The following is a 22,822-nucleotide window of genomic DNA, read 5'->3' on the forward strand; positions in this document are numbered from 1 at the left end:
GTCTGATCACCTGCTTTCTTGCTGAATCTATAGGTTTCCATCACATACGTTATTTATTCTTCTTTCTGTCATGACTCTAGCCTGACGTCAGGTCAGTAAAAAAGACCTAACTGCAACGCAAGCAGAAAGGCCTTTTATGTCAATTACGCCTTTCTCTCATCTTTCAAAGCGCTGCGGCTTTGAGTGAATTGGCACCAATTTCAGCTATGCTGACGGTTGCCGGGTTTCATAGGGCACGTCCCTCCACCTCTCTTAATAAGAGAAAATATGTTGTTTTATGTGATGTTCATGTTTTTACTAACGTAGAATATCATGCTATCTGAGATATGTCAACGCTGTAAATCGCTAATTTCCAAGTAAACAACTACGTTATCATTTTTCGAAAAAAACCGTTCGTCAGCCAAAGCACTGCCTCTAGTCTAAGGAGCGCACGGAATGACCCTTTGACTTTGACTTGTCCTCTGCTGATTAACTGCTGTAAGGACATATCTCCATCTAATAATTGTAGAATCTCTTTCCTCTCGCCATAAAAGATGAGATCCGATAACTCAATTGCAGGTAGTTTCTTCACTTCACCACGTTCATCCACAATCAATGTACAAGAGTCAGTTTCCGCCTCAAATGTAATCTTCAAGGATGATGATGAGAGCAGCGGTTTTAATAATAAACGCTGCCCTGTGTTACCATGGGCTTTCACATTTTCCACATGTATAACCTCCCTGTCATTTGGTTATACATAACATTTCTCTACAAACATCTTCTTGTCCTTTATAAATAACTCGACAAATTTTCAAATGAATTTCTTGAAATATGACAAAAAACCGCTTTATTTAGCGGTTTCAATCATTTCATGAAGATATGGAACTGAGTGAAAGGCATAGCCTTTTTGCACCAATTCTCCTTTTTTAAACAGTAGAAAGCAAGGAACACTCTCGATCTCAAATGCTTTTGCAAAGCCTGGTGAATAGTTTAAATTGTTTTCGTAAAATGGTACATCCGGCTGCATGGCGTCTACGACTGCCAGCATTTTCTTTGCCAGCTGGCATGTTCCGCAAAACGGTGTATATAAGTATAAAAGAAATAAATCGTCCTCTATCTCTTTGAATTCGTGTTCTTCAATCTCTTTCATAATACGTCCACCCTCATAAATATTTCGAATGAACATCAATGTTTGCAGCTAATAGGATAGATGCAATGTGGGCTGACGGTGAAGCGGCCACTTCGCGGTACGTTCTGTCGACAAAAAGATGAAGTGCTTCAGGGAATTCTTTTCGAAATTGCTTCCGCAGTTTGTCGCCTGCATCGTCACTGTCTGCTAATATGTAAACGTCTTTCCCCACTAAATCGTCCACAAGCTGGTCCAGCTTCGATGTACTGATCGTGCCATTGGTGCAAATGATGGTAACAGGTTCACTTATGACTTCTTTCAGTTTTTGTTTGTCTGTTTTACCTTCTACAATGATGACCTTTTCTATCTCGACATTCATCACGATCACCCGGCCCTTTTGACGTTGATTCACTTCTTCCTTAGATTACAATCTTTCATTCAGGTTGTAAAGATTGGGCGCCTCGTCATCAAAAAGACTGCAGTTTTTGTTCACTGCAGTCTCCTCTGTGATTAGCACCACCCATTTTCATCGTCACAGTCTACATATTTTTCTGTCCCATCGGTCAATGTATCCGTTAGACGATAAAAACGATTTTGATCATAGGAATATCCCGATTTCAGCTCATATTGGTTTTCACTAATCATTGTGCCAATCTCTTCATTTTGATGATAAAGCACCATGCCGCTTTCTTTGAATCGTCCAGTGACATGCTCTGTTATATCCACCTGTTCTTTTTGAAAAGACAAATTGGACACCCCCCATAAAGGTAGAGTGTCCAATTTCACATGAATTAGTCTTCTTTTGTCATTTCTTCATATTGCTCAGCAGTCATTAAGTTCTCGATTTCAGATGCATCAGCTGGTTCTACAACGATCATCCATGCTTTTTCATATGGAGAGTCGTTGACGAATTCTGGGCTGTCATCCAGCTCATCGTTCACTTCGACGATTGTGCCATTGATCGGTGCATAAAGTTCAGAAACTGTTTTCACTGATTCTACACTTCCGAAAGGCTCGTCCGCTGTGATTTTGTCTCCTACTTCAGGAAGCTCAACGAACACGATATCGCCAAGCTCAGATTGAGCAAAATGCGTAATACCGATACGCACCTTATCTCCTTCTACTTTGACCCATTCATGTTCTTCTGAATAACGTAAATCTTTTGGTGTGCTCATTCAATACCCCTCCAGTCTTTTCTTACAATCTATATTGAAGATACCACAATCTGAATGAAAGTTACATCATTTCCAGACGCTTTTAAATGTATCTTCGTTAAATCCAACTGTTACTCGTTTACCGTCTGTTGTAATCGGGCGCTTGATCAGCATTCCGTTAGACGCGAGTAATTCTAGCTGCTCGTCCTCTGACATTGCAGGAAGTTGATCTTTCAGCTGTAGCTCCCGGTATTTTTGTCCGCTTGTATTAAAGAATTTCTTCAGCTCTAAACCGCTTTTTTCGTAAAGGGCTTTTAATGTTTCTTTATCAGGCGTCTCTTCGACGATATGTATGCTGTTGATGTCTTTATTCTGTGCTTCCAGCCACTTTTTTGCTTTTCGGCATGTACCGCAAGATGGGTATTCGTAAAAATCTAAAGCCACCATTTTCACCTCCTGCAAATTGTGACAACATTTTATCACAAAATATTTTAAAAACCTAAATGTATGCTTACAAAAAGGTGCGGAGTGATATCCGCACCTTTTAAGCCATCCTTATACGATATATTTCTCTGCTTCAAAGATTCGTTTTGCCACTTCACGCTTTTTGGCGATGACATTGATTGGAGTAAATCTTGTCAGCTTGCGAAGGGCTGACAGGCTCATGCGGAGTGAATCTCCTTCCTCCATCGCAATCAAGGATTCTTTTGCATGGGCTTCAATCTTTAAGAAAGCCTCCTGCGTGAAAATTTGTGTGTAAGCCAGCTTTTGAACATTCTTTTCTGCGCCTGATGCAGCGATTGCCTTTTCCGTACGCAAAATTGCTGATTCAGCAGCAAAAATTTCATTGACGATATCGGCTATGTTCACAAGAATTTCTTGCTCTTTGTCTAAGGCTTTCCCGTATTTCATGGCTGCCATACCAGCTACCATTAAGGCGACCTTTTTCGCATGGGCGAGCAAATATTTTTCTTGATCGAGCGGCTGATCGCCTGGCTCTTCCGGCATCATCATCATTAGCTCTTCCTGTAAAGTCTGCGCTTTTTGAAGCAGCGGAAGCTCTCCTTTCATCGCTTTCTTCAAGAATGTACCTGGTACAAGCAAACGGTTGATTTCGTTTGTCCCTTCAAAGATCCGGTTAATTCGTGAGTCGCGATAGGCTCTTTCGACCTCGTATTCTTGCATGAATCCATATCCGCCGTGAATCTGCACGCCTTCATCCACAATATAATCTAACGTTTCAGAGCCAAGGACTTTACAGAGAGAACATTCAATCGCATATTCCGCAATGGATTGAGCAATTTGTTTGCCGTCTTTTTGCTCTTCGTCACTTAATAGACCCATCCGCTGTTCAAATAATCCAACCGTACGGTAAACAGCACTTTCCATCGCATAGAGCTTTGCTGACATATTGGCTGCTTTTTCACCAATTAAGCTGAATTGAGAAATTGGTGTTTTGAACTGCTTACGCTGGTTCGCATATTCGGCCGACAATTGAATGACGCGCTTTGATGCACCGATTGTGCCGACTGCAAGCTTATAGCGTCCGATATTTAAAATGTTAAAGGCAATCACATGTCCTCTGCCGGCTTCACCAAGCAAATTCTCCTTCGGTACTTGGGCATCTTCAAGAATTAATGTTCTTGTCGATGACCCTTTAATGCCCATCTTTTTCTCTTCAGGTCCCGTTTTGACACCTGGAAAATCCTTTTCGACAATAAAAGCAGAGAAGTGTTCACCATCAATCTTCGCATACACAACAAAGACATCGGCAAATGCGGAGTTTGTGATCCACTGCTTTTCTCCATTGAGGACATAATGGGTACCTGCTTCATTCAGAACCGCAGTTGTTTTTGCTCCAAGGGCATCAGAGCCTGATCCTGGCTCAGTGAGTGCGTACGCCGCAATGGTTTCACCAGAGGCGAGTCCTGGCAGGTACGTTTCCTTTTGCGCTTGATTTCCGAAGAGCACGATCGGCAGAGAACCAATACCGACATGAGCGCCATAGGAAAGTGAGAAGCTTCCTGCTCTAGCGAATTTTTCAGTAATGATTGCTGAACTGATTTTATCTAATCCAAGCCCGCCGAATTCTTCAGGTACATCGGCTCCTAAAAGCCCAAGCTCTCCAGCCTTTTTGAGAAGCCTGACCGAATGCTCAAACTCATGATTTTCAATTTGATCTATATGCGGAACCACATCTTGTAAAATATAATCCTCTGTTGTCTTTCCAATCATTTGATGTTCATCAGAGAAATCCTCCGGTGTAAAGATATGCTCATAATTCGTCTCATCAATTAAAAAGCTTCCACCCTTTTTTACATCTTCCAATGCTTTCATCCTGATTTCCCCCTTTAGATCAATTCAAAAATTCCTGCTGCTCCCATGCCCCCGCCGATACACATTGTGACAATGCCAAATTGCTCGTTTCGCCGTTTCATTTCATGAATCAGTGACAGCGTTAGTTTTGTTCCTGTACAGCCGAGCGGATGTCCAAGCGCAATTGCCCCGCCGTTGACATTCACTTTTTCTTCATCAATTCCTAAATGGCGAATGACTTGAATTGCCTGAGAGGCAAACGCTTCGTTTAATTCAAACAGTCCAATATCCTTCAGCTCAAGTCCAGCGATTTTCAGCGCACGCGGTATGGCTTCAACCGGACCGATCCCCATCACCTCAGGCGGTACACCGCCAACAGCAAATGCTCTGAATTTAGCGAGCGGCTGAAGAGAAAGTGAGGATGCTTTCTCGCGGTCCATCATCATCACACACGCAGCCCCGTCACTTGTTTGAGACGAGTTCCCTGCAGTCACCGTACCTTTTGTCGAAAAGGCTGGACGCAAAGTGGAAAGAATCTCTTCCGTTGTACCTGCTCTCACACCTTCATCCTGTGAGAACGTGAATTGATGCTCTTCTAATTGATATTGTTCTCCTATCCGCCGGTCTGTTACATCAACGGGCACAATTTCATCAGAAAACTTCCCTTCTTGAAGTGCCTTTGCTGCCTTTTGATGACTCCTCACCGCAAAGGCGTCCTGATCTTGACGTGTGACCTGATACTTTTGCGCCACTTGCTCTGCCGTGTGCCCCATGCTCATGTAGTATTCAGGTGCTTGCTCTGCCAAGAGAGCATTCGGACGAATGGAATGCCCCATCATCGGCACCTGCGACATCGATTCGACTCCTCCGGCTAAAATCGTGTCTGCCTGACCGAGCATAATTCGTTCACCCGCATAAGCGATAGACTGAAGACCTGACGAGCAGTAGCGGTTTATGGTGATGGCAGGTACCGTATAAGGCAGTCCCGCTAGTGCTCCAATATTTCGGGCTACATTTAACCCCTGCTCTGCTTCTGGCGTTGCACAGCCGATGATCAAATCATCTATTTGACCGTCGTATTCACCGGCACGCTTTAACGTTTCTTTTACACATAATGCGCCCATATCATCAGGCCGGACATGTTTTAACGATCCCTTTTTCGCCTTCCCTACTGGTGTTCTTGCGCCAGCGACAATGACTGCTTCTCTCATTTTGACTCCCCCTTAGTTACGTAAAGGTTTTCCTTTGACGAGCATGTGCTGCATACGTGCCTGTGATTTCACTTCTCCTACAAGACTTAAAAAGGCTTCTCTTTCAAGCTCTAATAAGTATTGCTCTTCTACCTCTGTTCCAAATGGCAGTTTCCCGCCGGAAATGACATGAGCTAATTTTTTTACGATAGTCATGTCATGCTCTGAAATGTATCCTGACAGTCTCATATTTTCAGCAGCCAAAATCATCGCTGCATAGCCTGTTTCTCCCATGACCGGCACCTTTTGCTTGAGCGGCGCACGATAACCGGCTTCATCAAGAGAGAGCACCAGTTGTTTTGCATCATAGATCAGGTGATCCCCGTTCATACTAATCCGGTCGCTCACGCGGAGCATGTTCATATCCCGCGCTTCCTCAGCTGAAGTTGACACTTTTGCCATTGCAATTGTTTCAAATGTTTTTAGCGTGGCATCCTGTATAGCCGTCTGCGACGGCTTCGCTGATCCTTGCAGGTGACGAAGATATAATTCTTTATTTCCACCGCCCCCTGGAATCAGTCCAACTCCCGCTTCCACAAGTCCCATGTAAGTTTCGCTGGACGCCTGTATAGCCGCTGCCGGCAGACAAACCTCCGTACCGCCTCCTAATGTCATCCCAAACGGTGCGGCTACAACTGGGCGGTCGCTATATTTCACCTTCATCATCGCCTGCTGGAAGCGCCTGATCACAAAGTCAATTTCAAAGAAATTGTCGTCCTGTGCTTCCATTAAAATCAGGGCAAGGTTGGCGCCAACACAGAAGTTCTTCCCTTGGTTTCCGATAACAAGCCCTTTGTAATTCTTTTCCGTTTCATCAACAGCGCGATTGATCATATCAATGACATCTAGTCCAATGGCATTGCTTTTAGAGTGAAATTCGAGCAAGGCGACATCATCACCAATATCAATCAGGCTCGCACCAGAATTTTTGAAGATGACGTCCTGTTTCTTTTTCAATCTAGCTAAAGAAATATGTTTGTCGTTCCCTTTTTCCTGTACGTAAGCCCCATCCTGATAAAACGCACGCTCTCCATCAGCATTCTCTTGATAGAATGTGTCGTGTCCTTTTGACAGCATGTCTTGCACCCATGCTGGGATGCTGTGGCCTTCTGCTTCCATGCGCTCGGCGGCTTTTTTGACGCCTATTGCATCCCACAGCTCAAATGGGCCGTGCTGCCAGCCGAATCCCCATTTCATTGCGTTATCGATGGACTGAATATCATCCGCAATTTCGCCTTTTAGATGCGCTGAATAAAGAAGTACGGGCGCTGTCATATTCCAAAGCAATTGCCCTGCACGGCCATCTTGATAAATAAGCGCTTTCAACTTTGCTTTTGTACCCTTTTGCTGTTTCGCCATCTCAATGCCTGGATCTTTAAGCTTTGTGCGCTCTCCATATGTGAGCGTCACTGGATCAAGCTCTAAAATGACCTTGCCATTTTTTTGATAAAATCCTTGTCCTGCCTTGCTGCCAATCCATCCTTTTTCGAGCATTCTTTCAATAAACTCAGGCAGCTGGAAAATCTCTTTTTCCTTTCCTTCTACCTGTTCATAGACGTTTCGTGCCACATGAGAAAATGTGTCAAGCCCCACTACATCAAGTGTACGGAAGGTCGCACTTTTCGGTCTTCCAATGAGAGGTCCTGTGACAGAATCCACTTCTCCAATGGTGTATTTGTTCTCAAGCATTTCACGCACTGTGACAAGAAGCCCATACGTGCCAATGCGGTTTGCAATAAAGTTCGGTGTGTCTTTAGCTTCAACCACACCTTTGCCGAGTACATCCTCGCCAAACGTTTTCATAAATGACAGTACTTCTGGATCTGTTTCTTGAATAGGAATGATTTCTAAGAGCTTTAAATAACGAGCTGGGTTAAAAAAATGTGTGCCTAAAAAGTGGCGTTTAAAATCATCTGATCGGCCTTCTGCCATTTTTTCAACCGAAATACCAGATGTATTGCTCGAAACGATGCTTCCTTCTTTGCGATGTTCGTCGATGAGAGAGAATACGTGTTGTTTGATGCTGAGCCTTTCAGTGACGACTTCAATGATCCAGTCAGCATCGTGTAATAAGGAAAGGTGGTCTGTGAGATTTCCCGGTGTGATGTATGATAGGTTTTTTGCTGAAGTAAGAGGTGCTGGCTTTTGCTTTAACAATTTTTTCATCGCTTCTTGACTTAATCGATTCCGAACACTAGGGTGATCAAGCGTTCGCTTTTTCGCCGTTTCTTCTTTTGTCAGTTCATTTGGCACAATATCTAGCAGTGTTACTGGTATCCCGATATTGGCTAGATGCGCAGCAATGCCTGAGCCCATGACACCTGAACCAATGACAGCCGCCTTGCGAATATGTTTGCCCATAAATATCCCCCTAAACATTTTGAATGAACAGTCATTCATTTTTTGTCCAAAAAAAAGCAATGCCTCTTTCTTTATCTTAAAAGATTTTCCGAAACAGTTCAATAGCGGATTTCAAAAATTTACACATTCTCATGTGCCTTATTTTGCGGTGTATGAATTAAAGATCAAAGGGAATTGTAAGAATGGAGGTGATGTCCACATGTCTCGTTTGAAGAAAAACCCATCGAAAGCAGGCGTAAGTGCTGCAAGTGTAAAAGGAAACGCAGGTCCATCACAGGAAGCAGACCTAGGCGGGAAAAAAACCAGTCAAAATCAGCAATATAAAAAGAATCAGTAAGGAAACAAAATCGTAAGGAGGAACACATGTTGAACAATCAGCCAATGAATATGCCCCCAGAAGTCATTTCAGTGAAGGATTCCTTGTACTTAGAGGATATGCTCAACTGGAACTTGATCGCCATGAAAAAGGCTCATTTTATGGCCGAGCATTGCCAGGATCAAACATTGAAACAAGAATTAAATCAAGTTGGCCAAATGCATCATCAGCATTACACACAAATTCTTCAGCATTTAGGCAGCTCAGGGCAAGGCCAGTCTACTGGCTTTATGCAATAGGAGGAAAAAACATGGAACAGCAAAACCAACAAAAAATCGGGAATCCACAAACCCCGGTTCCCACAACTACAAACATGAACGATCGTGATTTCGTTACAGATCTCTTGTCGACTGAAAAATACATGACAAGTGGATACAACACAGCGCTCAATGAATTCAGTCATGAATCTCTTTACCAGGATATTCAGCGAATTGCGCTGGAAACACAGAAAACACAAAGACATTTATATGATGTCATGTTCCGATATGGCTGGTATTCTGTTGAAGCGGCTGATCAGCAAAAGCTCCAGCAGACACACCAGAAATTCCAGCAAACACTGACAGATCAATCTCCGTACGGATCATCACAAATGTCATAAGAAAAAAACTGCCAGTCTGATGCTGGCAGTTTTTTAACGGTCTTTATTGGCGCGATGAGCTTCGTTCAACTGTTTGATTCGTTGAATCGTGTGTTTGATTTCTTCTTTTGCTTCCGGATACGTTTCATTGAAATGCTTTGCTAGCGGCGGCATGCTTTTGGCAATATGAGAGTAGATCACCCATTGTTTCACATCTTGTTTCAGCTCGTCTGTTGATTCACCGAGCAGCAGCTCTGTATATTTATCAAGCAAGCCTTCCAGCTTTTCTTCTAATTCTTTTCCCATTGACATTCCGCTCCTTTTTCAGAAAAAAGCCTGACTCTGTGAGACACAGATGTCAGGCTTTTGACATACGATTATCTTGCAGCAAGAAATGTTTCAGCTTGCGCTTGCTGCACAATACAGCGTCCTCTACCGTGCGGAATACATAATGGTGTTCCAAATAGAGGATCTGTTGTCACTTGGCAATTCATATCAAAGACATTTTTCACGAGATCACAATTAATCACTGTTTCTGGTCTGCCTTCTGCATAAATTGACTTGTCTTTAATCGCGACAAGATGATGAGCATATCTGCATGCGAGATTGAGATCATGAAGAACCATCACAATCGTGCGCTGCTCTTTCTCATTTAAATCAAACAGAAGGTCCAAAATTTCGATTTGATGCGTCATGTCTAAATATGTCGTCGGCTCATCTAACAAAATAATATCGGTCTCTTGGGCCAGCGTCATCGCAATCCATGCACGCTGCCTTTGTCCACCTGATAATGAATCAACGGTCCGATCAGCAAGATCTTCCATCTTTGTTGACTTCAATGCGCGATTCACTGCTTCTTCATCTTGCTTCGACCACTGCTTCAGCCAATTTTGATAAGGATATCTGCCTTGCTTCACTAACTGATGCACAGTTAATCCTTCTGGCGCTTCTGGTCCTTGTGGAAGAATAGCGAGCTGTTTCGCTACTTCTTTTGTTGGTAATTTTGCAATGGAATGACCTTCAAGCAGGACAGAACCACCCATTGGCTTCATAAGACGCGCCAAAGAGCGAAGTAGCGTGGATTTACCGCATCCATTACTGCCAATAAATACTGTGATTTCACCCTTAGGGATTGATACATTTAGTTCATCGATGATCATTGTTTCTCCGTAGCCTAAGCTTAAACCTTCAGTAGAAATGGCACTCATTCCGCTCAAACGCTCCTTTTCTCATCCAAATTTTTATATGAAATATCGTCTATGTACAGACGTAAAAGATCACTTATCTCAATTTAGTGTATCAGATTTAAGTGATCTTGAAAATCATTTTCAATTAAAAAATGAGAAAGTCTCGTTTATTTCTTCCTTTGGAATGTACGTTTGGTCCCATCCTCGAGCTTCAGATCGATCTGAATCCGCTGATAATCATCATCTAAATTAAAAGCAGCTAATAGTTCATTTACATACGCTTCATTGATCTTTGCACTAGGAATCGACATATCATTCAGCTTCATCTTCATCTCACGCAAGGCTTCTTCCCCTTCATAGCGGACCCCATTCATATGATCACGAATGATTGCCTCCTCTTTGCCTCTTGCCTGACGGTAGGTTGCTTCGTATAATTCGTTTTTCTGTCCATATTGTACATGCAGATGCAGATGCTGAAATGGCAGTTCCTTCATTTGAACAGCTGACAGACTTTCTGCCTCTGCTTCATGTGTTTGTTGTAATGGTTCAATTGATTGACAGCCGGACAGCATAAAGAGCAGCACTCCTATTTGTCCCGCCTTCTTCCAACACATCATGTGTTTCCTCCTATTTCACAGCATCGCTTTTTATTCTTCTCCAGGCTCCTTTTTGTTATTCAATAAAACATCTCACTATGATAAATTTAAACAAAAAGGAGAACCGGATGATGAAAAAAACAGCCATTGTAACTGGTGCCAATAGCGGCTTTGGCAAGCTCATCACGATGCATCTCGCCAAGCAGGGCTATACAGTGATTGCCGGCGTCAGACAGGAAACCAATGCAAAAAAGCTCGCTGAAGAAATCGAGCAAGCCTCTTTATCCGGCATGATACATATTGAAGCGTTAGATGTGACTGATACGCAGTCGATCCAAGCATTTCAGAAGAAACTTCATGCCTATGCACCTATTACCCTGCTTGTGAACAATGCGGGAACAGCCTTTGCTGGTTTTGCGGAGGAGGTTCCTGTTGACACGTACCGCCAGCAATTTGAAGTGAATGTCTTCGGTGTGATGGAAATGACCCAAGCAGTGCTGCCGTTTATGGCGAGCGGCGCAAAGATTTTCAATATGAGCAGTATCAGCGGATTAATGGGAATGCCTGCACTTTCTCCATATGTATCGTCTAAGTTTGCGTTGGAAGGCTATACAGAAAGCCTACGGATTGAACTAGCTTCGTTCGGTATTCAGGCGGCCTTAATTGAGCCGGGCTCTTTCCAAACAAATATTTGGAATACCTCCATGAACGAGCAAATGATTCAGCCAGCAGAGGGATCGAAATACATAAAACTCTATCAAAAGATGATGGCCCATATTGATACCCAGAAATCCAACTATGGAGATCCTCGTGAAGTGGCAGAGCTTGTTGTTCGATTAGCAGAGAAGAAGCGGCTGAAACGGCTGAGATATCTTGTTGGAAAAGGCGTACGACTTTCATTCACAGCAAAACAGCTTCTGCCGTGGAACATGTGGGAACACATCATACTGCGTACACTCTCTTCAAAAAAATAAGCACAAAAAAACAGGTGGATATGTTGACATCCACCTGTTTTTTTCATTTATTCGCTCTCTGACTGCCCAAGGGTAATATCTAGATTTTTGTTCTTTCCTTCACGGATGACAGTCATTGTGGTTTTATCGCCGACTTTTGTTTCTTTGTAAAGAATTTCTTTCAGCTGAGAGCTGTTCACTACGTCTTTCCCTTTGAACTTGATGATGACATCTCCAGATTTTAAGCCTGCTTTTTGAGCAGGTGAACCTTTTGAAACATCCTTTACGTAAATGCCTTTGCCGATTTGTTTATCAAATAAGCCGAGCGTATTTTCCTGATACGTCTCAGGCACTTGCTCAAGGTCAATCATTTGTACGCCAAGGTATGGACGTTCAACTTTTCCATTTTTCAACAGCTCATCTACAATCGGTTTGACATCGTTACTTGGGATGGCAAATCCGAGTGATTCCACACCGCTTTCGCTGATTTTCAAGCTGTTAATACCAATGACTTGACCATCTGTATTGATCAGTGGCCCCCCGCTGTTTCCTGGGTTAATGGCTGCATCAGTTTGCAGTACATTCATCTCCACTGTACCAGATGACGTATTTGCTTCAACAGTACGATCAAGACCACTAATGATTCCTTCTGTCACAGTACCTGAAAACTGTGCACCGAGCGGATTCCCAATGGCAATGACTTTATCTCCAGCACGAAGCTTAGAAGAATCACCAAAGCTTGCCACTTTATCAATGCCGTCAGCATTTATTTCCACTACAGCTAAATCTGTCATGACATCACTACCGACAAGCTTTGCGTCTTTTGTTTTTCCATCATATAGTGTGACCTTTAATTTATTGGCCCCTTCGACAACGTGGTTATTTGTAATAATGTACGCTTTTTTGCCATCTTTTTTGAAAATGACACCAGAGCCTGTTCCAGCTTCAGCTTCTGTTTGATCACCGCTCAAGCCAAATGAATTTTGTGTAGATTGATAGTTTGAGACACCTACAATGGTGGGCTCTAAATCTTCTACCATATCAGCAACATTTGTGGCATTGGTGATTTGTTTTGTCGAGAAATTATCTGAGGCTGCCGGCTCACTTGATGCGGTCTGCGTTTGCGTGTTGGCAGCTGTATCCTGTGACTGCGGCAAAAGCGGTGTAATGCCAAGTACAAGACCCCCGCCAATAATTCCTCCAAGAATCGGGCTGAGCCATGCCGCCTTCCGCTTTTTCTCCTTTTTTGACGCACGGTCATCCACCATTTGAGGAGAATGGTTCGTCACACTCTCCTGCGCGGCAGATGCTTCGTTTTCATGCTGGTGTAAAACGAGTTCCTTCTCTTTTTCTGGTGCGCCTATTTGTTTCTCATTCTCTTGATGAGTATCTTCTTGATGGTTCATTTCATTGTCTTGATTCGTGTTTTCTGGATGATTCATCTTATTCTCTTCATCTTCTCTTCGGAAATCCATCGCTTGCACTCCTTTACATCATGTTTCATTTCATATGTCTAGATAGGACTCATGTCCTCTTAATGGAAAGATCATTGAAAAATACTTTATGGCAATATGTCAAATTATATAATACTTATTCATAGAAAAAAAGCAAGGTGCGCACATTGATGAAAAGCACCTATTCATCCGCCTTTTGTCTATGCCCTTTTTTCCCTTGACCTTATCATAATCAAACATTATGGGATAATGATGAGAAGAATATGTGAAATTGTGAAAAAAGCGTGTGATTGTTGACATGCCGCCTTTGTATCCCGTTATAATGACGTTGAGAGGATGTGGAAGACTTTGTCGTACACCATTTATTTAGTTGAAGATGAACAAAACTTAAATGAACTGTTAACCAAATATTTAGAGAGTGAGGATTGGAATGTCTCCTCTTTTTTAACCGGAGAAGCGGCACGCGAGGCAATGAACAAGCCACCGCATCTATGGATTTTAGATATCATGCTGCCTGATACAGACGGCTACACCCTCATTAAAGAAATCAAAGCCGCATCACCTGACGTACCGGTCATTTTCATTTCAGCACGTGATGCCGATATCGACCGTGTCCTCGGCTTAGAGCTGGGAAGCAGTGATTATATTGCGAAGCCATTTCTTCCGCGTGAGCTGATCATTCGGGTACAAAAGCTGCTGGAGCTTGTGTATAAAAACAATGATACTCCGCAGCAGCAAAGCGTCACAACCGTTTCTTCTTATGTCATTCATGAGGATGTAAGAGAGGTGTATGAAGAGGGTCAGCTCATTAACTTAACTTCTAAGGAATTTGACTTGCTGCTTTTATTTACACATCACCAAGGACATGCTTTTTCTCGTGAAGATATCCTCGTCAAAATTTGGGGACACGATTACTTCGGGACAGATCGTGTAGTCGATGACCTTGTTAGACGGCTGCGCAAAAAAATGCCCGACTTAAAGGTCGAGACCATCTATGGATTCGGTTATAGGATGCTGAAGGGATGAAGAACAAACCGCTCGCTTTTCAAATTTGGGTTGTGATCTCTGGCATTTTGCTCACCATTTCCATTGTCCTGATCATTCTATTTTCTAATACATTACGTGACTTCTTCACAAATGAAATTTATAAAAATATTGAAAATGAACAGCAAGTGCTGACAGAATATCCATTAAACCGAGACGGCTCGCCAAAGTCGACACCGGAAAACCGCTCCGTGCAGCACATTTTGATTCCGTCAAATGAATTAGATCAAATGGCGCAGTTTTTTCCGCATGCCTTTATTGAGAAAATCCAATCGTTTGTGAAAAAACAAAAAAGCGCAACGAAACGGTATTCTGAAGAGGTGAACGGCCAGCATATCTTTTTTGTCATCAAAAAGGTATCATCAGGCAATACACCATATATTCTTCTATCCTATGCACCAGATTCTTATCGAGACGACCTGTCCTTTACGCTGTTTAAACAGCTGATCTTTATCTTAGGCACCGTTATTTTACTAAGCTGGATTCCATCGATTTGGCTTGCCCGCTATTTATCCCGACCAATCGTTGCGTTTGAAAAACACGTCAAACGGATTGCACAAGAGGACTGGGACGATCCTGTCATCGTTGACCGGCAAGATGAAATTGGCAAGCTTGGTCATACCATTGAAGAAATGAGACAAAAACTCATTCAAAAGGATGAAACAGAACGGACACTTTTGCAGAATATTTCACATGACTTAAAAACACCTGTCATGGTCATCCGCGGCTACACGCAGTCCATTAAAGATGGTATTTTTCCTAAGGGAGATCTTGAACAAACGGTGGAAGTCATTGAAGGTGAAGCGGAAAAGCTTGAGAAGAAAATCAAGGATCTGCTGTACTTAACTAAGCTTGATTATTTATCAAAACAACATCCCGCACATTCTTCCTTCCTACTCAGTAATACGATGCTGGAAGTGGTCGACCGAATACGCTGGTCGAAAAATGAATTGCAGTGGAACGTGGACTTAGATGATGAGGCTGCTCTTGAAGGCGATCCAGAACAATGGAGCAAATTATTTGAGAATGTACTAGAAAATCAACTTCGCTATGCAAAAAGTAAGATTGATATTCAAATGAAACAAGAAGAGGATCAAATCCGCATTGTTATTCGAAATGACGGTCCTCCAATTGAAGAACATATGCTGTCCAACCTATACGAACCTTTTAGTAAGGGAAAAAAGGGCGAATTCGGCATTGGATTAAGCATTGTCAAAAGAATTCTTTCAATGCATCAAGCGTCCATATCTATTGAAAATGATGATCTAGGTGTACGTTATACAATCATAGTTCCAAAGAAGAGACTGTAGGTTTTTGACCGCAGTCTTTTTTAGATGAATGAATACCCATTGAAATCACGGTATGTGGCTTTAATCTTTTTGCCAGCTTGATACATCCATTTCTTTTCAATGGTTGTCTCTTTCGGCATTTTGACTTTTTCTACTTGAATCCCTTTTGTTCGCAAGCGTCTAATCATATCATCAATTTCTCTCATGGAACATCATCCTTTCACATATTTTGACCAGTTGGTCACCTTACTTTATAATATAAAGAATTACACTGTAAAAAACAAGTTACAATCTGATTAATTTTTGAAAACTTTCGTCGTTTATGACCGATAAGTCACATCTCTTTGCGCACGTTTCCTAAGACATTTGTCTCTCGGTAAGAAAGGATGACATTCATATTGAAAAAGAAAGAAAAAATGATCATTGAGGCTGGCATGAAATTATTTGCCAGCAAAGGCTACAACGCAACGTCTGTTCAGGAAATTGCGGATGAATGCCACATGTCAAAGGGTGCTTTTTATCTTTATTTTAAATCAAAGGAAGCACTGCTCATTTCGATCCTTCATTACTATTACGATAAGGTATTTACCCGGATTCATGAGGTTCAAACAGAGGGCGGCACACCAAAAGAAGCCTACCGAAAACAGCTCACTGTCTATTACGATAATATTTTGCAGCAAAAGGATTTTATTAAAATGCAGCTGAGCGACAGGGCGCTTCCACTGAATGAAGAAACGCAGCAGCTCGCAAAACAAATTAGGCTTGCGACCGTCCAGCTTCACATTGATAACATTAAACAAGTATATGGAGATGCTGCTATTCCTTATATGGCTGATTTATGTTTGACGATTGAGGGCATGAGCCACGTTTATTTCGAGCTGGCGATTTTATATGATTTTCAGCTGGAAGCAGAAGAACTTGCCACAACCATGATTCATCGTATCGATGATTTGATGGGCGGTATGATGAAGCGCAATGACCTTCCTCTCATTTCTGTAGATCAAGCGAGCGATTGGTTTGGTCCGATTTATGAACGGTCATTCGATCCGCTCACAGAATCTCTTTTAAAGGAGTTAAGAGAGATTGCTGAATCACACTATGAAGTGAAGGACGAACCCGATTTATTTGAAGCGCTTGGCATACTAGAAAATGAATTAAACAAACAAAAACCAAGACAAGTCATCGTCAAAGGCATGCTGTACCAATTAAAATTATACGCACCGCTTCAAACCAACTCTGAGTCACTTTTGCGTATTTTGAAAGAGGATCATTTGTAAACGCATCACTTTTAATGAAAAAAACCAGGGGCAGCCGCCCCTGGTTTCTTATTTTGCTTTCGGTGTCACCATTTCTTCTGGTTTCACAAATTGCTCGAACTGCTCTTCTGTTAGCAGCTCTAATTGAAGTGCTGCTTCTTTAAGTGTTAATCCTTCTTTGTGAGCAAGCTTCGCAATTTTTGCTGCATTTTCATATCCGATGTGCGGGTTAAGTGCCGTCACAAGCATCAATGAATTGTTCAAGTTTTTCTCAATCGTTTCAAGGTTTGGTTCGATTCCAACTGCACACTTGTCATGGAATGAGTTCATGCCGTCAGCAAGTAGTTCAACTGATTGCAGGAAGTTATAAATGATGACTGGCTTGAATACGTTCAGCTCAAAGTTTCCTTGGCTTGCCGCAAAACCGATTGTGGCATCATTCCCCATGATTTGTGCTGCAATCATAGTTAAAGCTTCACTTTGAGTTGGGTTGACTTTTCCTGGCATAATAGAGCTTCCCGGCTCATTTTCAGGAATGATCAATTCGCCAATTCCACAGCGTGGGCCACTTGCAAGCCATCTGACATCATTGGCAATTTTCATTAAATCAGCTGCAAGTGCTTTTAAGGCACCATGCGCATACGTAATTTCATCATGGCTTGTCAGCGCATGGAATTTGTTTGGTGAAGAATTGAATGTTTGACCTGTCAGCTGGCTGATTTCCTCAGCAACATATTGACCGAATTCAGGATGTGCGTTAATGCCTGTACCAACAGCAGTTCCGCCAATGGCTAATTCTCTCATTTTTTCAGTTGATTCTAGAATCATTTCTTTTGAACGGTCCAGCATGTATACCCAGCCGCTAATCTCTTGGCCTACTGTCAGCGGTGTTGCATCCTGCAAGTGCGTACGGCCGATTTTCACAATCTCTTGATACGCTTTTGCTTTCTCATCAAGAGTTGTTCTTAACTGATCAATAGCAGGCAGCAACTTTTTGTACACAGCTAAAACAGCTGCCACATGCATAGCCGTTGGGAATGTATCGTTTGAGCTTTGGCTGCGGTTAACGTCATCATTCGGGTGAATGCTGAACTCACTATTTTTATCTTTCAAATAAGCAGTTGCTCTATTTGCAACGACTTCGTTCATGTTCATGTTACTTTGTGTTCCACTACCTGTCTGCCAAACAACAAGCGGGAAATGCTCGTCATACTTTCCGCTGATGATGTCATCACATACAGCAGCAATTGCTTCTGCTTTTTCGCTTTCAAGGTTGCCAAGACGCTCGTTGGCAATCGCTGTGCTACGTTTCAAAATTGCAAACGCATTCACAACTTCCTTTGGCATTTTCTCAGAACCGATTTTGAAATTTTCTTTGCTTCGTTGTGTTTGTGCACCCCAGAACTTGTCCTTCGGCACTTTGATTTCGCCCATTGTATCTTTTTCGATTCTAAATTCCGTCATTATGTATCCCTCCATAGCTTCTCATCACTCAACTCTATTCTATACAAAAAACGAAAATCCTTTAAGCGTTTTCAATTAAAATTTTATCTTTATTTTAATTTTAGTTCAATATAAACGCGAACATCCTTCGAATATTTGTATTTTGGGTTCGTTTTTCCGTAGTCCTTTGATGTATAAGTCACCTCATAATGCTTGTCAAACGACTGTAGAATACGGTCGATCTCCTCTTTTGTTCCTGCTAAACGAATCTGTGCCATCTTGTTTCCTCCAAAACCCTCATTCTTTCTTTTACCACAAAATAATGTAACACAGAATATTGTTTTTTCAAGCAGGTAATGCTAAGAAAAAGATTTGAGGCGGGTGATCCGAATGAATCAAACTCCATTAAAAGAGCACTTATACGATAATCTCTCCGTCATCCTTCCACAATTAAAAGAAATGGACGACTTGGTTCATGAGAAAAAAACGCTGCCTCATGGACAGGTTGTTTACTATTTATACATAAAAGAAATGAACGAAACGATGGAGATTCAAACCTTTTTAAAGCTGCTTCTCCAAGATCATACGTCTCTCACAAAAGAGAAGCTGGAATCCAATTTATCGATGATGACCACCCGTTCGGTGAAGACTTCTGAGGAATTGGTCGCTGCGATTTTTGATGGGCATTGCGTGGTACTGATTAACGGTTTTCAGCATGCGTACATTTTAGAAACGCATGGAACGAAGAAACGCAGTATAGGGGATGCTACCTCTGAAACAGTTGTGAGAGGACCGAAAATTGGCTTTATTGAAGATTTAGATACGAACTTAGCTCTTGTGAGGCAGCGCTTGAAAAACCCCAATCTTAAAACCGTCGACATGAAGATTGGTCAAAAAAAGTACACCCAAGTGACCATCATGTACATAGATGGCATGGCTCAATCGTCTGTTTTAAAAGAAGTGAAAAAACGACTCAAGCAAGTCACCATTGATGATATACAAGACTCTGGGGTTCTTGAGGAACTGATTGAAGACAATGTGTACTCTCCTTTTCCGCAAATCCAAAACACAGAACGGCCGGATAAAGTGGCGTCTGCTTTAAATAATGGACGTGTCGCCATTTTTGTTGATCATTCTCCTTTTGTGTTAATTGTACCTGCTTCCCTCGCGACGATTATGCAATCACCTGATGATTATTATGAAAGGTGGATCGCCGCCTCTCTCATTCGGATGCTGCGATTTACCTCTATCTTTCTGACATTATTTTTATCAGCCATTTATATTGCGCTTGTGTCCTTCCATCAAGGACTTTTACCAACAACACTGGCTATTTCGATCTCAAGTACAAGAGAAAATGTCCCATTTCCGCCTATTGTGGAGGCACTCATTATGGAAATAACAATTGAACTGCTGCGGGAAGCGGGTTTAAGGCTGCCAAATCCGCTCGGTCAAACGATTGGACTTGTAGGTGGAGTTGTCATCGGACAGGCGGCCGTTCAGGCTCATATTGTGAGCTCAATCATGGTGATTATCGTCAGTGTGATTGCCCTTGCGTCCTTTACTGTTCCTCAATACGGGATGGGCATGTCGTTCCGCGTGCTCCGCTTTGTGTCTATGTTTACGGCAGCTACTTTGGGTTTATATGGGATTGTGCTGTTCATGCTCGTTCTCCTTACTCATTTAACACGGCAAAAAAGTTTTGGTACGCCTTATTTTTCACCAGATTTTGTGTTCAGCTATAAAAATGAAGACAATTCCATCATTCGATTGCCTTTGAAAAATCAAAAGAAAGGAGAACGATATGGTCAATCATAAAGAGTCGATCACCAGCTATCAGGCAAGTGCCATAATTGCCAATACAACATTAGGTGCCAGTATGATGATTCTGCCAAGAGCAATGGCTCAAGCTGCAGCTACACCTGACGGCTGGATTGCGCTCTTACTCATGAGTGCCATTTACATTGTATTTATTTTTGCGAATGTCCTTATGATGAAAAAAGTCCCCTTCTCCTCTTACTATGATTATACAAATGAGGGTCTTGGAAAGTGGGTTGGCGCTCTTGCTAACATATTGATTATTATTTATTTTCTTGGCGTTGCCAGCTATGAAGTACGGGCGATGTCGGAAATGGTGAAGTTTTTTTTGCTTCAAAACACACCTGTAGCGGTGACAATGATCAGCTTTATTTTGGTTGGACTTTATCTTGTAGTCGGCGGGATTGGTGATTTTGCCAGACTGTGCCCCTTTTTCCTCATTGTCACCTTGATTATCTTATTTGTTGCATACGGACTCAGTGTTCAAGAATTTAAGTTAGATAACCTCCGGCCTGTTTTAGGAGAGGGATTCTCTCCTGTCTTCAAATCCCTTAACGCATCAGCCATTTCGTTTGTCGGCATTGAAATGATATTGTTTATGCCTGTCTATATGAAAACGCAAAAACACACCTTTGCTTATGGCGCAGTCGGCTTTTTGATTCCTGCGATCATCTATATTTTCACTTATATTCTTGTCGTTGGTGCGTTCACGGTGAAAGAAACAGCGACTTTGACTTGGCCGACGATTGCCTTATTTCAATCGTTTGATATACAAGGAATCTTTATTGAGCGAATCGAATCCTTTTTGCTCATCGTTTGGCTTGTTCAACTTTATACGAGCTTTGTAGGATATACGTTTTTTGCTGCAATGGGGTTATCAAAACTCACAAAATTCCCCAAAAAGATCGTGCTCGCGCTGATGGGAATTGTCATCTACTTTGCCGCCATTTTCCCAAAGGATGTTGATACAGTGCGCAATTATTTAACCTATGTAAACCATTTATTTTTCCTTTTATTCGGTATCCTCCCGTTTCTCTTATTTATCATCGTGTTTTTGAAAAGGAGGCGGAAAGCAGCATGAAAAAGAAGAAGGTCTTTGCATTACTCGCCCTTGTTCTATTAAGTGGATGCTGGGATAGTACCAATATTGAGGAGCTCAACATGGCGATTGGTTATGGCTTAGATAAAGGAGATAACGGTCATAAGCTGAAAATATCTATGCAAGTCCTTGTTCCTCAAAAAATTGAACAAGAATCCAGCGTAAAAGACCCAACAAAGATTATTGAAACTAACGGTGATTCCGTACATCAAATATTTCGAACAACGACTCTCAAAAGTCATCGGATTTTCGCCCAGCAGCTGAGGGTGTATTTATTTTCTGAGGAGCTCATCAATGAGAATAATTTTGACCTCGTCATTAATCAATTCATTCGCGACAATGAAACGCGGAGAGGAAGCCTCGTCTTTATGACCTCTGAAAAGCCTGGGGACTTGCTGAAAATCAATGATGATGGGCAGCCTGCTTCTTCTACATTATATGATATTTCGGGGAATACAAAATCGACCATCCGTATGTTAAAGCCTGTTTCATTAGGAGATATTTCTACTGCTATGCAAAACAACGTATCTTTTGCTGTTCCGAAAGTCAGTGTGGATCAAGGGAAATTAATACTCGACGGTGCCTCTATTATTAAAAACAAACGATTTCTCACCGACATCTCTCCGTTAGCCGTGCAGTCATACAACCTGTTGACAGGGGAAGGAAAAGGCGGAGTCATTGAATTTGAATATGACCACAGCATCTATTCTTATGAAATATTTAAACTGAAACACAACATTGAAACGAAGAAAACAGCCAGCGGAAGATATCAATTTGATGTATCCGTAGAACTTGATGGAAGATTATCTGAGGATTGGAATGAGCGTGAGAATGCATTTAATGAGAAGTATCTTCAAGAGATTGAGGGTGCAGTGGAGCGTCAATTAAAGAAAACTGTAAAAGATTTCATTGGGGAATTACAGCATGAGATCAAAGCAGATATTTGCGGGTTTTCTCAAAAAGCGAGTATTGCGTATCCGAAGGACTTTCGAAAAGAAGCGAAGCATTGGGATGAGATTTTTAGTGAATCGGACATTCGTTACAAGGCAAATGTGAAAATCCGTGACTTCGGGACTAAGGGCGCAACACAATCTTTATAGAGTATGTTAAAATGGTAAGAAAAAAAGGGTGTCAATCATGAAACGAGCTTTACTTTCGGCCGGCATTCTATTTTTGATTCTAGGGATACTTCTGTTAATCATTGTATTCATGCAATCAAAAGAAGATTTCTTCATTGAAGCCGACAGCTTTTCAAGCACATTTTTGATCGTGGTTTATTATGGACAAACCCCTGCGCTCCTTCTGTTGGGAGGCGGATTATTCGTCGGACTTTCACAGATCATTGATTTGCAGGAAAAAAAAGCGGCAGCAGCAAAGGAGAGCGTAAAGCTTTTATCCGAAATGAAGAAAACCCTGGAAGAAAAATCGGCCAAGGAGCAGGAGGCTTTTCCAGTTCCTGAGCTCCATCAACTATCCGAACGTCCGATCACAGGACAGAAGGACTAATTTTACGCATGTTCTAGCAGCTTTCACTTGAAAGCTGT

At 42.0% G+C, this 22,822-nt stretch carries 27 protein-coding genes and 1 riboswitch; of the genes, 11 read left to right on the top strand and 16 right to left on the bottom strand.

All coding sequences use genetic code 11. The features are described 5' to 3' along the window. Positions 1–153: 153 nt before the first annotated feature. A riboswitch (SAM riboswitch) is annotated at positions 154–262 on the bottom strand. A 102-nt stretch (positions 263–364) separates the two neighbouring features. The 9 genes from AMR95_RS08940 to AMR95_RS08980 form a co-directional block, all read right to left on the bottom strand. After that, positions 365–706, bottom strand: a complete 342-nt coding sequence (locus AMR95_RS08940; RefSeq protein ID WP_024423403.1) for an SCP2 sterol-binding domain-containing protein — start codon at positions 704–706, stop codon at positions 365–367. A gap of 120 nt (positions 707–826) precedes the next feature. Beyond that, positions 827–1,129 carry a thioredoxin family protein gene (locus tag AMR95_RS08945; RefSeq protein ID WP_024426005.1) on the bottom strand — a complete coding sequence of 101 codons (303 nt, stop codon included), beginning with the start codon at positions 1,127–1,129 and terminating at the stop codon, positions 827–829. Between the two features lie 13 nt (positions 1,130–1,142). Beyond that, positions 1,143–1,487, bottom strand: a complete 345-nt coding sequence (locus tag AMR95_RS08950) for a toprim domain-containing protein (protein WP_024423404.1) — start codon at positions 1,485–1,487, stop codon at positions 1,143–1,145. Between the two features lie 131 nt (positions 1,488–1,618). Beyond that, the gene (locus AMR95_RS08955; RefSeq protein WP_039181284.1) at positions 1,619–1,855 is read right to left on the bottom strand and encodes a YusG family protein; all 237 of its coding nucleotides are present in this window, start codon (positions 1,853–1,855) and stop codon (positions 1,619–1,621) included. Between the two features lie 44 nt (positions 1,856–1,899). Beyond that, entirely contained in the window at positions 1,900–2,283 is a 384-nt protein-coding gene (gene gcvH, locus AMR95_RS08960) for a glycine cleavage system protein GcvH (protein ID WP_008347039.1), read from the bottom strand. Positions 2,284–2,349: 66 nt separating this feature from the next. Then, entirely contained in the window at positions 2,350–2,706 is a 357-nt protein-coding gene (locus tag AMR95_RS08965) for an arsenate reductase family protein (RefSeq protein ID WP_058838174.1), read from the bottom strand. Positions 2,707–2,817: 111 nt separating this feature from the next. Further along, positions 2,818–4,599, bottom strand: a complete 1,782-nt coding sequence (locus AMR95_RS08970; protein ID WP_058838129.1) for an acyl-CoA dehydrogenase family protein — start codon at positions 4,597–4,599, stop codon at positions 2,818–2,820. A gap of 14 nt (positions 4,600–4,613) precedes the next feature. After that, complete coding sequence (locus tag AMR95_RS08975) at positions 4,614–5,789, bottom strand: acetyl-CoA C-acetyltransferase (RefSeq protein WP_058838130.1); 1,176 nt, start codon at positions 5,787–5,789, stop codon at positions 4,614–4,616. 12 nt (positions 5,790–5,801) lie between these two features. Next, the gene (locus tag AMR95_RS08980; protein ID WP_058838131.1) at positions 5,802–8,189 is read right to left on the bottom strand and encodes a 3-hydroxyacyl-CoA dehydrogenase/enoyl-CoA hydratase family protein; all 2,388 of its coding nucleotides are present in this window, start codon (positions 8,187–8,189) and stop codon (positions 5,802–5,804) included. 199 nt (positions 8,190–8,388) lie between these two features. Here AMR95_RS08980 and AMR95_RS18825 point away from each other — a divergent pair, with 199 nt between their 5' ends. Genes AMR95_RS18825 through AMR95_RS08990 form a run of 3 tightly spaced genes read left to right on the top strand, consistent with a single transcriptional unit; the run spans position 8,389 to position 9,163 of the window. Beyond that, entirely contained in the window at positions 8,389–8,526 is a 138-nt protein-coding gene (locus AMR95_RS18825) for a YuzL family protein (protein WP_003212904.1), read from the top strand. A 26-nt stretch (positions 8,527–8,552) separates the two neighbouring features. After that, positions 8,553–8,804, top strand: a complete 252-nt coding sequence (locus AMR95_RS08985; RefSeq protein ID WP_047202428.1) for a hypothetical protein — start codon at positions 8,553–8,555, stop codon at positions 8,802–8,804. An 11-nt stretch (positions 8,805–8,815) separates the two neighbouring features. Then, entirely contained in the window at positions 8,816–9,163 is a 348-nt protein-coding gene (locus AMR95_RS08990) for a spore coat protein (protein WP_039181293.1), read from the top strand. A gap of 33 nt (positions 9,164–9,196) precedes the next feature. On the opposite strand, the gene AMR95_RS08995 is transcribed toward AMR95_RS08990, so the two are convergent. The 3 genes from AMR95_RS08995 to AMR95_RS09005 form a co-directional block, all read right to left on the bottom strand. Then, a complete protein-coding gene (locus AMR95_RS08995; RefSeq protein ID WP_058838132.1) occupies positions 9,197–9,448 on the bottom strand; it encodes a DUF2573 family protein in 252 nt (83 codons plus the stop codon). Positions 9,449–9,519: 71 nt separating this feature from the next. Further along, positions 9,520–10,350: an ABC transporter ATP-binding protein gene (locus AMR95_RS09000; protein WP_008347057.1), complete on the bottom strand. Its 831-nt coding sequence runs from the start codon at positions 10,348–10,350 to the stop codon at positions 9,520–9,522. Positions 10,351–10,496: 146 nt separating this feature from the next. Next, positions 10,497–10,943, bottom strand: coding sequence for a YusW family protein (locus AMR95_RS09005; RefSeq protein ID WP_180272447.1), 447 nt, complete (start codon positions 10,941–10,943; stop codon positions 10,497–10,499). Positions 10,944–11,056: 113 nt separating this feature from the next. On the opposite strand from AMR95_RS09005, the gene AMR95_RS09010 reads away from it, so the two are divergent. Further along, complete coding sequence (locus tag AMR95_RS09010; RefSeq protein WP_231746878.1) at positions 11,057–11,899, top strand: oxidoreductase; 843 nt, start codon at positions 11,057–11,059, stop codon at positions 11,897–11,899. 47 nt (positions 11,900–11,946) lie between these two features. Here the strand turns inward: AMR95_RS09010 and AMR95_RS09015 are convergent, their stop codons facing one another. Continuing rightward, a complete protein-coding gene (locus AMR95_RS09015) occupies positions 11,947–13,353 on the bottom strand; it encodes a S1C family serine protease (RefSeq protein WP_058838134.1) in 1,407 nt (468 codons plus the stop codon). Positions 13,354–13,680: 327 nt separating this feature from the next. Between AMR95_RS09015 and AMR95_RS09020 the strand changes: the two genes are divergently transcribed. Both AMR95_RS09020 and AMR95_RS09025 read left to right on the top strand, forming a co-directional pair. Continuing rightward, the gene (locus tag AMR95_RS09020; RefSeq protein WP_047202423.1) at positions 13,681–14,358 is read left to right on the top strand and encodes a response regulator transcription factor; all 678 of its coding nucleotides are present in this window, start codon (positions 13,681–13,683) and stop codon (positions 14,356–14,358) included. Next, positions 14,355–15,686: a HAMP domain-containing sensor histidine kinase gene (locus AMR95_RS09025; protein WP_058838135.1), complete on the top strand. Its 1,332-nt coding sequence runs from the start codon at positions 14,355–14,357 to the stop codon at positions 15,684–15,686. The genes AMR95_RS09020 and AMR95_RS09025 overlap by 4 nt, the downstream gene beginning before the upstream one ends. 20 nt (positions 15,687–15,706) lie before the next feature. On the opposite strand, the gene spxO is transcribed toward AMR95_RS09025, so the two are convergent. Then, positions 15,707–15,871, bottom strand: a complete 165-nt coding sequence (gene spxO, locus AMR95_RS19240) for an anti-adapter protein SpxO (protein WP_003212782.1) — start codon at positions 15,869–15,871, stop codon at positions 15,707–15,709. 192 nt (positions 15,872–16,063) lie between these two features. Between spxO and AMR95_RS09030 the strand changes: the two genes are divergently transcribed. Further along, a complete protein-coding gene (locus tag AMR95_RS09030) occupies positions 16,064–16,942 on the top strand; it encodes a TetR/AcrR family transcriptional regulator (protein WP_058838136.1) in 879 nt (292 codons plus the stop codon). 48 nt (positions 16,943–16,990) lie between these two features. Here the strand turns inward: AMR95_RS09030 and fumC are convergent, their stop codons facing one another. Next, a complete protein-coding gene (gene fumC, locus AMR95_RS09035) occupies positions 16,991–18,385 on the bottom strand; it encodes a class II fumarate hydratase (RefSeq protein WP_024423418.1) in 1,395 nt (464 codons plus the stop codon). Positions 18,386–18,474: 89 nt separating this feature from the next. Further along, the gene (locus AMR95_RS18830) at positions 18,475–18,642 is read right to left on the bottom strand and encodes a YvzF family protein (protein ID WP_003213147.1); all 168 of its coding nucleotides are present in this window, start codon (positions 18,640–18,642) and stop codon (positions 18,475–18,477) included. Between the two features lie 112 nt (positions 18,643–18,754). Here AMR95_RS18830 and AMR95_RS09040 point away from each other — a divergent pair, with 112 nt between their 5' ends. Genes AMR95_RS09040 through AMR95_RS09055 form a run of 4 tightly spaced genes read left to right on the top strand, consistent with a single transcriptional unit; the run spans position 18,755 to position 22,784 of the window. Next, complete coding sequence (locus AMR95_RS09040) at positions 18,755–20,179, top strand: spore germination protein (protein WP_058838137.1); 1,425 nt, start codon at positions 18,755–18,757, stop codon at positions 20,177–20,179. Then, complete coding sequence (locus tag AMR95_RS09045; protein ID WP_058838138.1) at positions 20,166–21,260, top strand: GerAB/ArcD/ProY family transporter; 1,095 nt, start codon at positions 20,166–20,168, stop codon at positions 21,258–21,260. Before AMR95_RS09040 ends, AMR95_RS09045 begins: the two co-directional genes overlap by 14 nt. Next, positions 21,257–22,378, top strand: a complete 1,122-nt coding sequence (locus AMR95_RS09050; protein ID WP_058838139.1) for a Ger(x)C family spore germination protein — start codon at positions 21,257–21,259, stop codon at positions 22,376–22,378. Before AMR95_RS09045 ends, AMR95_RS09050 begins: the two co-directional genes overlap by 4 nt. Positions 22,379–22,415: 37 nt before the next feature. Then, the gene (locus tag AMR95_RS09055) at positions 22,416–22,784 is read left to right on the top strand and encodes a hypothetical protein (RefSeq protein ID WP_058838140.1); all 369 of its coding nucleotides are present in this window, start codon (positions 22,416–22,418) and stop codon (positions 22,782–22,784) included. Positions 22,785–22,822: the final 38 nt, after the last annotated feature.

The sequence above is a fragment of the Bacillus sp. G1(2015b) genome, assembly GCF_001482475.1.
Taxonomy (GTDB): Bacteria; Bacillota; Bacilli; order Bacillales; family Bacillaceae; genus Bacillus; species Bacillus safensis.